Source organism: Sediminicola sp. 1XM1-17, assembly GCF_037203765.1.
Classification (GTDB): domain Bacteria; phylum Bacteroidota; class Bacteroidia; order Flavobacteriales; family Flavobacteriaceae; genus Sediminicola.
The window spans coordinates 1-13259 of record NZ_JBBCAS010000011.1 but is presented as its reverse complement, the minus strand read 5'-3'; the positions used below and the strand labels follow the sequence as shown (position 1 = coordinate 13259).

12 protein-coding genes are annotated in these 13259 nt (G+C 41.5%); 4 read left to right on the top strand and 8 right to left on the bottom strand.

The genetic code is table 11. The features are described 5' to 3' along the window. The first annotated feature begins 31 nt into the window (after positions 1–31). The 4 genes from WAA86_RS14265 to WAA86_RS14250 are packed head-to-tail and all read left to right on the top strand — an operon-like array spanning position 32 to position 5082. Positions 32–2230, top strand: a complete 2199-nt coding sequence (locus tag WAA86_RS14265) for a DUF5916 domain-containing protein (RefSeq protein WP_337301693.1) — start codon at positions 32–34, stop codon at positions 2228–2230. A 1-nt stretch (position 2231) separates the two neighbouring features. Beyond that, positions 2232–3035 (top strand): Cof-type HAD-IIB family hydrolase, encoded by an 804-nt coding sequence (locus WAA86_RS14260; RefSeq protein ID WP_337301692.1) that lies wholly within the window; start codon positions 2232–2234, stop codon positions 3033–3035. Between the two features lie 32 nt (positions 3036–3067). Next, positions 3068–4330: a DUF819 family protein gene (locus tag WAA86_RS14255; protein WP_337301691.1), complete on the top strand. Its 1263-nt coding sequence runs from the start codon at positions 3068–3070 to the stop codon at positions 4328–4330. Between the two features lie 44 nt (positions 4331–4374). Further along, complete coding sequence (locus tag WAA86_RS14250; RefSeq protein WP_337301690.1) at positions 4375–5082, top strand: DUF4369 domain-containing protein; 708 nt, start codon at positions 4375–4377, stop codon at positions 5080–5082. A gap of 52 nt (positions 5083–5134) precedes the next feature. Here the strand turns inward: WAA86_RS14250 and WAA86_RS14245 are convergent, their stop codons facing one another. The 8 genes from WAA86_RS14245 to WAA86_RS14210 form a co-directional block, all read right to left on the bottom strand. Beyond that, entirely contained in the window at positions 5135–5404 is a 270-nt protein-coding gene (locus WAA86_RS14245; protein WP_337301689.1) for a hypothetical protein, read from the bottom strand. Positions 5405–5549: 145 nt separating this feature from the next. Continuing rightward, on the bottom strand, positions 5550–6512 hold the full coding sequence (locus WAA86_RS14240; protein WP_337301688.1) for a type I phosphomannose isomerase catalytic subunit: 963 nt from the start codon (positions 6510–6512) through the stop codon (positions 5550–5552). 2 nt (positions 6513–6514) lie between these two features. Then, on the bottom strand, positions 6515–6976 hold the full coding sequence (locus tag WAA86_RS14235; protein WP_337301687.1) for a peroxiredoxin: 462 nt from the start codon (positions 6974–6976) through the stop codon (positions 6515–6517). A gap of 3 nt (positions 6977–6979) precedes the next feature. Further along, positions 6980–7387, bottom strand: coding sequence for a 6-pyruvoyl trahydropterin synthase family protein (locus WAA86_RS14230; protein ID WP_337301686.1), 408 nt, complete (start codon positions 7385–7387; stop codon positions 6980–6982). Positions 7388–7389: 2 nt separating this feature from the next. Next, positions 7390–7917, bottom strand: coding sequence for an isopentenyl-diphosphate Delta-isomerase (idi, locus tag WAA86_RS14225; RefSeq protein ID WP_337301685.1), 528 nt, complete (start codon positions 7915–7917; stop codon positions 7390–7392). A 103-nt stretch (positions 7918–8020) separates the two neighbouring features. Then, a complete protein-coding gene (locus tag WAA86_RS14220) occupies positions 8021–8983 on the bottom strand; it encodes a PorP/SprF family type IX secretion system membrane protein (protein ID WP_337301684.1) in 963 nt (320 codons plus the stop codon). 5 nt (positions 8984–8988) lie between these two features. Then, complete coding sequence (locus WAA86_RS14215) at positions 8989–11016, bottom strand: gliding motility-associated C-terminal domain-containing protein (protein ID WP_337301683.1); 2028 nt, start codon at positions 11014–11016, stop codon at positions 8989–8991. Between the two features lie 32 nt (positions 11017–11048). Further along, positions 11049–13259, bottom strand: a 2211-nt coding sequence (locus WAA86_RS14210) for a beta strand repeat-containing protein (RefSeq protein WP_337301682.1), incomplete at its 5' end; no start/stop codon positions are given.

The following is a 13259-nucleotide window of genomic DNA, read 5'->3' as shown; positions in this document are numbered from 1 at the left end:
ATTTTTAGGCGCAAAAAATAATTTACCCTTCATGTTTAGAATTCTTTTTTTCTTTTCCATTGCACTTTTTACATCCCAAATCTACAGTCAAACTGACACAAAATCATTTACCGTAAAGTACACAACGGATAAAATTACCATAGATGGGGTTTTGGACTACCCTGCCTGGGACAGAGCAGAATCTATTGGTGAGTTCCAACAATATTTCCCCTCCGATTCCATTCCCGCCTTACAACAGACGGAAATAAAGATGCTGTATGACGACACCCATTTGTATGTGAGTATCAAGTCGTATACCGAAGGTGACGATTACATTATACCTTCCCTCAGGCGAGATTTCAGGGCAGGGGGCAATGACAATATTAGCCTGATGTTTGACACGTTCAGCGATGGCACCAATGCCTTCTTATTTGGCACCAATCCCTTGGGGGTACAAAGGGAAGCCCTAATTTCCGGAGGAGGGACGCGTGGCGGAGGCTTCAACACTTCATGGGACATCAAATGGAAGGGAGAATCCAAGATCTATGACGGCTATTATATTTCCGAAATGGCAATACCCCTATCTTCTTTCAAATTCAAGGAAGGGGAGACCAAATGGCGATTCAACTCCTACCGGTTTGATATGCAGACCAACGAGACCAGTACATGGGCCAAAATTCCGCAAAACCAATTGGTCTTCAGTTTGGCCTTCATGGGAGATATGGTCTTTGAAAGGCCCTTGGGAAAATCAAAAACCCCATTGGCCATAATACCCTATGTCAACACCGTAGCCCAAAAGAATTATGAAAACGACGAAAGCTTTTCCGATTTGAAAATCGGGGGGGATGCCAAAGTGGCCATCGGTAGCGGGATGAACCTGGACATTACCCTGAATCCGGATTTCTCCAATGTGGAGGTGGATGATGTGGTGACCAATCTCACTAGATTTGAAATCAACCTTCCGGAAAAAAGACAATTTTTTATAGACAACAGTGACCTTTTCGGAGATTTTGGCGGGCAAAGGGATGCCAATCCCTTTTTCTCCAGACGTATCGGAATTGCCCGTGATACGGCGGGAAACACCATACAGAACAATATCTTGGGTGGGGTCCGATTAAGTGGTAAATTGAGCAACGATTGGCGTCTAGGGTTTTTGAACATACAAACCGAGGAAGATCTGGAGAACGACATAGCGTCCAATAACAATGCCATGTTGGTCCTTCAAAAAAAGGTGTTCTCAAGATCCAATGTAGGTATGTTTTTTATAAACAGACAAACCTTTGAGGACTACGAATTTCTCGAGGATGACGAGCGTTACAACAGGGTTTTGGGAATAGACTACAATCTTGCCTCTGCCGACAATACATGGACGGGAAAGTTCTATACCCACAAATCTTTTGAGCCCGGTGGAGGCGGCAAGGACCTTTCTACGGGCCTCAATCTAAATTATAGGAGCCGCTATTTCAATGTGATCATGGACGGAATTTACATTGGTGACGATTTTAGGTCCGATCTTGGTTTTATCAGAAGAACCAATATCATAAAGGGCGTTACCGGAGTAGAACGTATATTTTGGCCCAAAACAGGGAAGATCAACAACCATGCTTTCAATTTCTTCCCTATATTTACTTGGAACCCTGAACTTGACTATAAAAATACGGATTATGAGATTAGGAGCTCATGGGGGGCAGAGTTCAAAAACCAGACCAGATTAGAAGCCCGTATGGTGAACAACTATACGTTTTTGTTCAATGGGTTCGATCCATCAAATTCTGAAGGAGGAATACCTTTGCCTTCCGACCAGGGGTACTACTATACCAATTTTGAAATGGAGTTTCGATCGGATAGGAGGAAGGTCTTTTCCTATACTTTGGAACCTTCCTATGGCGGGTTTTTCAATGGTAATAGGTTCTCCTTCCGTAGTGATGTGAACCTAAGGTTTCAGCCTAAGGTCTTCTTGTCCCTACTAGTGGATTACAACAACATTTCCCTGCCCACCCCCTACTCCAGTGCAGACATATGGTTGATAAGTCCAAAGGTGGAAATTACCTTTAGCAAATCGATCTTTTGGTCGACCTTAATTCAATACAGTAACCAAAATGACAATTTAGGTTTAAATTCAAGGTTACAGTGGCGTTTTGCACCGCTGTCGGATCTTTTTATAGTGTATAACGATAATTATTTTGTGAATAATTTTGAGCCAAAAAATAGATCCATCAATCTTAAATTGACCTATTGGCTAAATATTTAGAATGAAGTTCAAGATTTTATGTTCAGATTTGGATGGCACCCTGCTATCCAGTAAAAACAATGTATCGGATTTTGCCATTGCGGAAATCCAACGGATAAAGAGTGCCATGAAGGTTATTTTGGTCTCCGCGAGGATGCCCAAATCCATGACCTACCTCCAACGGAACTTGGGTATTGAAGACCAGCCCATCATTTGTTATAACGGGGCCTTAATATTGGATGGCAAAAAAGAATTGTCTTCTACAGAAATGACCATTGGGCATTTGGATGAAATATATGACCTATCAGAATCACTTGGTATTCAATTGGGACTATACCATAAGAACGAATGGTACGTGGAGGAAAACACGGAACGTGTACGCAAAGAGATCCACCATACCCAATCAACCCCTCTGTTCAGGGACACGATTGAAACGATCAAGGATTGGAAAGATAGAGGCGTTGGTGCACACAAGATCATGTTAATGGGCACCAAGGAAGCTACGGATACTGCTTTTGCCGAGCTGGCCAAACAATTGGGCCAACAACTACATTTATACAGATCCAATGATACCTTGATTGAAGTGGCACCCAGATCGGTGTCCAAACTTTCTGCCATACAAATGTTGCTGCAAGAAGGGGAAACATTGGAAGATGTCATAGCATTCGGGGACAACTACAACGACATGGAAATGTTACAACATGTGGGTTATGGAGTAGCCGTTGCCAATGCACGGGAGGAGTTGAAACAGATAGCCAATGCCATTACCTTAAAAAATACTGAAGATGGGGTAGCCCAATTCATTAAGAACCATATTATAATTTAATTATATTTGGCAAGCATACAATTCCTTTTTACATGAACAACCCCCTTATTACCAATGATACCGTTGTTTTCGGTCTAATAGCCCTTTGTCTGGGTTTTATTTTTTATACCTCATCCCGAAAAACCGGGTTTTGGAATTCCTTTTATAGTGTGGTGCCGGCAGTCTTGATGTGCTACCTCCTACCTGCAATCTTGGCGAGTTTGGGTATTGTTTCGGATGAGAAATCCAACCTTTACTTTATGGCAAGTAGATATTTATTGCCCGCGGCATTGGTTTTAATGACGTTGAGCATTGATTTAAAGGCTATCATGAACTTAGGCTCCAAAGCCTTGATCATGTTTTTAACCGGTTCTGCAGGTATTATTATTGGCGGTCCCATTGCCATTTTGATCGTGTCCATCTTTTCTCCTGAAACAGTGGGAGGTAATGATTTTGATGCTATATGGAGAGGGTTGTCTACCATTGCCGGAAGTTGGATAGGCGGTGGCGCCAACCAGGCCGCCATGCTAGAAATATTCCAATACAATCCACAAAAATATGGGGGAATGGTCCTTATAGATATCGTGGTAGCCAATGTGTGGATGGCCATTATACTTTTGGGCGTTGGTAGGACCAAAAAGATTGACAAATGGTTGAAGGCAGATACTTCTGCCATTGAATCTCTAAAAATTAAAGTAGCAGATTATACGGATAAAATCACTCGGGTTCCTACCCTGAACGACTATATCATCATTCTGGCCTTCGCCTTTACAGCTGTAGGTATTTCCCATTTTTTTGGGGACTACATCAGCGCCTATTTGAACAGCACCTTTGAATCGGTTAGCGATACCAAAAGCTTTTTATCCTTTATGGGCTCGGATTTCTTTTGGATGGTTGTTATAGCCACAGGGTTGGGCATATTTCTTTCCTTTACCAAGGCCAAGGAATATGAGGGTGCGGGTGCCAGCAAAATTGGAAGCGTTTTCATCTATATATTGGTAGCCACCATTGGAATGAAAATGGATTTGGGTATGGTTCTGGACAATCCGGGGCTTATAGCCATTGGTTTTATTTGGATTGCCATACATGCTGGTCTCCTCATATTGGTCGCCAAAATAATAAAGGCTCCCTTCTTCTTTTTGGCCGTAGGAAGCCAGGCCAACGTTGGTGGTGCGGCCTCCGCTCCCGTTGTTGCTGCGGAATTCCACCCCTCATTAACTTCCGTAGGTGTGCTCTTGGCCGTTTTTGGTTATGTGGTGGGTACGGGCGGTGCTTTATTATGTGCCTATCTCATGGAAATTGCATCAAAAATTTAATTTTTCATAAACTTTCATCATATTTGCCGCACTAAACAAACAACATGAAGAAAATTCTATTTTTGGCCGTAATCGGCATTTTTATGATATCCTGCGGTGGGGATTCAGAGCAGACCATGACCGTTTCCGGAAATGTAAAGGGTCTTAAAAAAGGAACCTTGTATTTGCAAAAAATTCAGGACACAACGCTAGTATCAATCGATTCCTTAACCATGGAAGGTGATGGAAATTTTGAATTCAAAACGGAACTGGAAAGTCCGGAGGTCTTTTATCTATACTTAACAAAAGAGGACAATAATGATATCAACGACCGGATCACTTTCTTTGGCGAGCCGGGGAATATTACTATTGATACCTCTTGGGACACCTTTGATACGAAAGCAAAAATAGAAGGTTCGGAGACCCACAAAAAATTGGAGGAATACAGAGGGGTCATGTCCAAATTCAACACAAGGAATTTAGAGTATCTTAAATTTACATTTGATCCGCAAATACGCAAGGATTCCATGGCACTGGATTCTGTAAAAAAATTGAGTGACAAGAATATTTTAAGAGGATATCTTTATGCCCTTAACTTCGCATTGAACAATAGAAATTCATATATCTCCCCTTATATCGCTTTAACGGAAGTACCGGATGCGAACACCAAATACTTGGATTCCATCAACAATTCCTTAAGCCCGGAGGTAGCAAATTCCAAATATGGGAAGGAACTAAAGAAATATCTCGAGGAGATCAAGAAAAGTGAATAACAAAAAAATCCACCAAATGGTGGATTTTTTTTGTGCTATATGTAAATTTAGTTTAACCCAAATTATTCAATTGCTCAACCAATGCAGTTGCTTTTACCTCCAAGTCTGTTCTTACAGTCTTTAAGTGCTTTGCTCTGTCCTCTACATCTTTATTGTTTACCTTTTCGATCAAATCATCAAAGGTGGTAATAGCATTTTCTATTACAGCAGTTCCTTCTTTTGAATTTCTATTGTTGGTAGAAGCCTCCCATAAATAAACTGCCTCGATTATATCACCTAATACATAATTGATATCTTTCTTTAAATCTCTTATACTTGCCATTTGTACTACTTTTAATTTTTTACAAAAGTACACTTTTTGAGAGTACTTGGAGATGATAAGGTTCTCTTTTTATTTCCCTTGATTCAAGACAACATATAAGCATAAAAGCTTATGTGTTGTATTTTTTAAAGGTCATCTTCCTTTTTTAAATGGTAACCTCCAACAATTTAGCTCCCGATGTGCTAATTATAACCTTATTGGAGTCTGCCAGTACCAGAACCGTTTCTCCTCTTTGAATTTCTGCGGCGCCCGTTTCATTGGAAATGGTTGCCTTGCCACCCACGCACATATAGATGGTAAAAGAATCTCTATCGGCAATATCCTGATCCATATTTGCCGTCAGTTCAAGAAAATTGGTTTTAAAATAGGGACAGTCAACCATAGTGTTCACCTTATCTTTTACGGTTGGATAATCCACTTTAAAGTCGTCCTTTCTTTCATAATCAATGGCATCCAGTGCCATTTCCGTATGTAATTCCCTTAAATTTCCTTCTTTATCCCTGCGATTGAAATCGAATACCCTATAGGTTACATCGGACGTTTGTTGGATTTCTGCCAATAAAACACCTGCACCAATGGCATGAATTTTTCCTGTGTTGATAAAAAAGGTATCCCCTTCCTGAACAGATTCATAGTTCATTAGATCCAGTAAGGTATCATCCTCTAGGCTTTGGGCATACTCCTCCTTGGTGACATCTTTATTGAAGCCTACAATGAGATTGGCGTCCTGGTCAGCGTCCATAATGTACCACATTTCGGTCTTGCCAAAAGAATCATGTCGTTTTTTCGCCAGTTCATCATTGGGATGCAATTGTATGGAGAGGTCCTGTTTGGCATCTATGAACTTGATAAGGATAGGAAACTCCTTCCCAAATCGTTCAAAGACACTTTTGCCCAAAACTCGTATGGGGTTTTCATCTATAAGTTCCTGAAGGGAAGTTCCTGCCAAATCTCCATTGGAAACCACAGAAATATCCCCTTTTACCGTAGACAGTTCCCAACTTTCCCCCGTGATATCGCTTTCAATGGATTTTCCCAATACCTCTTTTAATTTGGTACCTCCCCACAGACGTTCCTTGAGAATTGGATGAAATTTTAATGGATACATGCTCATATTCTTTCTATTTCTTTTAAGGCCTCCAATGCTTTCACCATATGCTTTGAGGCACTGATACTATTAAAGACCATCATTACTTTACCTTTTTTATCAATGACATAGGTTTCCCTACCCGGCAACAAATTAAAGAGATTCTTATCTACCTTAAAGCTTTTCCTCACCTTTTTATTTTGGTCGGAGAGCAAGATGAATGGCAAGTTGTATTTTTCGGCAAATTTCTGATGTGATCTTTCAGAATCTGAACTTATACCAATGACTTCTGCACCCAATTCTTTGAATTCCTCATAACTGTCCCTAAATGAACATGCCTCCTTGGTACAACCTGGAGTATCGTCTTTAGGATAAAAGAAAATGACCATGGGTTTTATTCCCACCAGGCTATCGCTGGAAAACAGTTTCCCATGCTGATCCTTTAAAGAGAATTCCGGTACCCTATCCCCTATTTTTAATGCCATATTCTATCCGGAGAAGGTTACAAAGTTTCTAGGGGTCTCATAAAGCACTACCTCTAACTCATTGGAAGCTTCTATATGTGGACGGAGTTTCTGCCAAATAACAACCGCTATATTTTCTGCTGTAGGGTTTAATTCCTTAAACTCGGGTACTTCTACATTTAGATTTTTATGGTCAAAGGCATCCTCCACTTCGGCTTTTATAAGATCCTTTAAAATTTTCACATCGATGACATATCCGGTCTCCGGATCTATCTCTCCGGTCACGCTGACGATCAATTCATAATTATGTCCATGAAAATTGGGGTTATTACATTTCCCAAAAATAGCATCGTTCTTTTCAAAACTCCAGTCCTTCCTGTACAACCGATGTGCTGCATTGAAATGTGCCCTTCTACTTACTTTAACTTTCATGACTACTGTGGAGTTTGGATTAAATGATTGTAGAACCGTTCAAAAATTATTTTGAACCACGCTGTGTAGGCATCTGGATTTTTGGAAATATCTGCCTTTACATCCTCGGGTTTCATCCATTTCCAGTCGGCCACCTCATCGGGATTGATGGATGGATCCTCTTCGTAATTTCCAATCATCACATGGTCAAATTCATGTTCGGTAAGGCCATTGTCAAACGGTGCCTTATAGATGAAGGAAAAAAGTTCGGTCAATTCTGTAGAGAACCCCATTTCTTCCTGGAGTCTGCGTTTTCCAGCCGAAACATTGGTCTCTCCTACCCTTTGGTGACTACAACAGGTATTGGTCCAAAGCAATGGGGAATGATATTTATGGGCCGCCCGCTGTTGCAGCATGGTCTCACCCTTATCATTCATCACAAATACTGAGAATGCCCTATGAAGGAGCGCCTTTTCGTGGGCTTCCATTTTGGGCATGGTTCCGATTTGTTCATCGGATTCATTAACTAATATTACATTTTCTTCTTTCATACCGTAAAAATAAGACCTTTGACCAACTTTAAAAGTTAAGTGCAACATAAAAAAAGCCACTTTTTACAAAAAGTGGCTTCCATATCAACTATGTAATAACGTTTTAAAAGAATCGTGGGGATTTAAGGTTGTCCAGTGCCTTTATAAAGTCGTATCTAAGGATGACCTCAAAAGACCCATCATTGAACATTGCACTTCCCAAAGCTGTAGTTTCCCTATCATAGGCCAGACCAATCAGCATATTATTTTTAAGGTTAAAACCTATCATTCCACTGACAGCGGCATCCCATCTATAAGCCGCACCTAAAATAAATTTGTCGTTGTACATGACGTTGGCCGAAACATCAACTTGCAAGGGCGCCCCTTGTGTAACTTTGGTCAATAAGGCTGGTTTAAATTTCCATAGGGAATCGAATTCAAACACATAACCTGTAATCAAATAAAAGTTCATTTGCTCTTTTGCTGTGGAAAGGGAGGATTCCTCGAAATGTGAAGTTTCCAAAAATCTTGGAACCGATAATCCCAAATAGTAATGTTCTGTATGATAATAAACTCCTGCGCCTATATTGGGCGAAAGTTTATTTTGGATATCCTGTTGCAAGGTAGGATCTTGGCCATTGGAGTAATCCTGATTCAATTGTGAAAAACGAATATCCAATAAATTGGCACTCGCCTTTAACCCAAAGGACAACCTGGCTTCCGGTGCTGTGTAAATGGTATATGAAAAGTCCAGGTCGAAGTTTGTTTCCGAAGTGGGCCCTATTTCATCATTGACAATTGAAAACCCTAGACCAACTCCTCTATAACCTATGGGGGAGTGTATATTCAACGACTGTGTTGTAGGCGCACCTTCCAGACCGACCCATTGTGATCTGTATAGGGCCGCGATGCTCATATGTCCCCTGGAACCGGCATAGCCTGGATTCACAGTCACTGTATTATACATATACTGGGTATATTGGGCATCTTGTTGTGCGAAAACAACTGTAGCACTACCAAAGGTCAAAACGAAAAGTATGAAGCTTAACGCAAAGGATGTAGGTTTATATCGATTTGAGGTCTTCATGTGCATTATCTATTTATATAAATGTATCCTGACAGGGATTGGGTTTTACCTGCACCTTCTTCATAATCTAGAATATAGAAATATGTTCCTACCGGCAGTTGGTTATCCTGATCTACGGTTACCCTACCATTGGAGGTACCGTCAAAATAGTTTCCTTCCGAACCATAGGCATTTGTCGTATAAACCAAAACGCCCCATCTGTTGAATATTTTCAGGCTATTGTTCGGATAATTCTCCAAACCGGCTATTTTTAATATATCGTGTATGCCATCACCATTAGGGGTCACCACATTAAATACTTCAATTTTACCCGTATTGAGCTCTACTAGATCGGAATCCAAGTAATCTGGTATACCGTCACCATCGGCGTCATCATTGGTATAATCCCCATCGCCATTCATATCTTCATCCCTGGTTTCTATACCATCATCGTCGTCATCCGTATCCCTGTAGTCCGATTCATCATCCCCATCGGTATTTGGTAGATCGGCAAAAGGATCATTGAACTTATCATTAACATCCAGGTCTATTACAGCTACTCCTTCAAATCCATCATCCAATCCATCATTATCCTTATCAGATCCCAACAATACAACATCGGCAAATCCATCGTGATCATAATCATGACCTTCCACCCTGTCCGGAATATTATCATTGTCACTATCCTCATCCAAGTAATCAGGTAAACTGTCACCATCCGTATCTACTGGGAAGAGTCCAAACAATCCGTTCTGTTCGTAATTGTCATCTAGACCATTACCATTATTATCCTGTCCGCTAGGTGGAATATATCCTGCTGTAGACTGTGCCTCTACGTTATCCGGTATACCATCATCATCACTATCGATATCCAAGTAATCTGGTACACCATCCCCATCAGAATCCGTAGGGTTTGTGGACGGATCACCATCGGCATCCAAATTAAGATCTTCAAATGAGTCCAAAATACCATCATCATCACTATCAATATCCACCACGGCGGTAGAGTTCACTACGACCGTAATTTCTGCTGTACTGCAATATCCGGCGTTGTCACAAATGGTATAGGTAAAGATATCTGTGCCTACAAATCCAGGATTTGGCGTATAGATCACCACATCATCTGATGGATCTGTTGCGCTTCCACTATTGTTAATGGTTATTGTTCCATTGGAAGGACTGGTGGCAGTGAATGTCCCTAATGATGGGATGTCATTATCATTATTGGACCATGTAGCAATGGACATGGAGGTATCCTGATCCATAGCGACCATATCATCAAATGCATCAACAATGGGCAATACATCTATATTGACCGTTGCGGTACTACAGTCGCCCATGGTATTACAAACGGTATAGGTAAATGAATCTGGTCCGTTATAATTCGGATTTGGGATGTAGGTCACCGTATCATCAGAAGGATTGTTCGGTGTTCCATTGTTATTGATATTTACCGTACCATTGGATGGATTTGAAGTTGTTAAACTTCCGGTGGCAGGCAAATCATTGTCGTTATCATAAATTGGAACAACCACCGATTCATCTTCATTCACGGTCACAAAGTCGTCCTGTAGATCACTGGATTGATCCAGACATACCACTGTAAAATTGGGCAGGTCAATACTATTGCCAGCTTTTGTCAAGGTTGCAGTATAGCGAACCACACTTTGACTGGCAATGACCACCGGTTTCAACTGGTCCCCTGATACTGCAGGGCTCCAAGCAACTGTGGCACTTGCATTTACATTGGCGGTTATATCCAAGGTTACTTCATTGTAAGGGCTATTGCAATTGGTCACGATAAAATAACCCGTGGCGTTTCTACCACAAAGAGTACCGTCATAAGTTGCAAAATATACCCCAGGCACTGTTACTTCATAAAAGAAATCGGTACCTAATACAGTAGTTGTATCGGACGCCTCATACCATTTGTAATTATTTTCATCCGTACTATTGGGTGCCTGCAGTAAAAACTGGGCATCCGCCTTGGTAAGGCTCAGAAGAGACACTACCAAGGTGATGAATAGTATATGATATAGTTTGGTCGGTTTCAAATTAATTACAGTTGGTTGATGCTTACTCTAAATTATTTTACTACAAATACAACATTGATCAACGCGTTGTAATCAGAAGGCTGTCCAATGATCGTATACGTTAATTTTCCAGTAGCATCAATGCTCATTGTACCAGTATTGAACACGGTAGGATCCGCATAGGTAACATAATAGTACAGTTCGGCTGATGTATATGTTGGCAAGGCGGCCGGAGCCCCTACACTTCCCACTGTTGGTGAACCGTACTGCGCTATGTATTGTGCATAAAGGTCAATGGTAAATGTTCCATTGGTAGAAGCATCTACCGCTATGGATGGCGGATAAAATATCCTCGCTGCCTTTGAAACAATAGGCGCAATATCCTGGATCACTTCTTCCACTGTTCCTTCCGTTGTGGCATCCCCATCAACATCAACAGGAGTTACCACATTTACTTCGGCAGCAGTCTGATCATCAGTATTATCTAAGAATGAGCTTAAATTTAGAGGAGCAGATGCCACTCCATTGACCGTACTTGTCAAGTTCGATCCAGCCAAACTTAAAGCATTCGAATTGATAATATTCACTCCTGCCCCAGTAACACCATTAACCGTTGTGGTCAACGTATTTGTAGCACTTGTATTGCTAACCGTTGTTGTCGGCACCAAGGCACTCTTATCGATCCATTCAACAATTCCTGCTGCACTTGTGGTCAATACTTTGTTGTTACCAGTAGAAGCTATATCTACAGCAGCAATGGTTCCATCCACTATTTTTGCACTTGTTACCGAGCTGTTGGCTAAATCTACAGTGGCAACAGTACCATCTACTATTTTACCTGAAGTAACTGAGTTATCGGCCAAATCTATGGTTGCAATAGTTCCATTTAATATTTCTGTTGTTGTAATCCCGCCAGTAGCCACATCCAAGGTATATGGACTTGCTGTGGTTCCAGATCCAGATCGGACCAATGTTGCATCGGTAGCATTGGTAACTTCATTCCCAACTACCTTATCAAGATCCGCGGCGTCACTTGCTGCCAATTCAGCATCTGTCGCAAAAGTACCATTCAAATTTACAGTCTTATCTGCCTCACCATCGTTCTCCATGGATAGTTCCAAAGTTGTTCCATTCAAAACAAACTTATCTATCTTTTGATCATCGGAACCTAGGGATGCTAAAGGCACGGCCCTTGCCCCTCCACCGTCTGTGATAACCAAATCTGTACCACTTACCGCAAAATTGGTATTGTACTCGTTTCCAACTACAGAATCTTCATCGTTTATGGAAACTGTTCCTCCACCATTGGATAAGGTAACATCGGAACCAGTCCTAGAAATAGTCTGAAGCTCATTACTAGGGTTGCTATCCGCATCGTTCAAGGAAGCTACGCTTACCACATAAGGAGATGCAGTAGAACCATTACCTGTTACGGTTACATTGGCACCAGCATTTACTTTAGTCTCAGTTCCATCGGCAGTAGGCAATACTACGGTATTACCACTTTCTATACTCAGGTTGTTACCAACCAATGTAAGTGTTTGATCATCCGTTCCACTGTTATTCAAGGAAGAAAGATCTACGGTCCTTGTATTCCCATCTTCCAAGGTAATGGTCAATATGTTGGCAGCATCCATGCTAAATGCAGTTATGGTCTGATCATCCGTACCCAAGGAGGCCAATGGTACCGAAAGGGTACCACCGGAATCGGTAATATTAAGATTTCCGCCACCTACAGCAAATGCTGTGTTTCTTTCATTGGTAGGGTCAGAATCCGCATCATCGGCATTGATGGTCACGGAACCACCATCTACCAAGGAGATGATCTTTCCGGTTGCATCAATCGATAGATCTTGTGTATCCGTATTGACATAAGATGACAAATCTACCTGGTTCCCTCCTGTGGCAGGATTGGTAAGTGTCAAAATATTTGCCGCTAGGTTCAGATCAGATAATTCGTTCGTTGGATCCGCATCCGCATCATCGGCATTGATGGTCACGGAACCACCATCCACCAAGGAGATGATCTTTCCGGTAGCATCAATGGAAAGGTCCTGGGTATCGGTATTGTCCAAAAATGGAGCAAGATCTACGGTACCACCATCTTCCAAGGTCAAGGTATTTCCTACCAAGCTCAAGGCCTGGTCATCCGTGGAAATGTATCCAGATAGGTCTACCGTGGTATCAGCACCTGTTCCATTGCCAAGGGTCAATATATTTCCGGCCAAGCTGATCTGCTGGTTATCCGTATTATCCAAATAAGG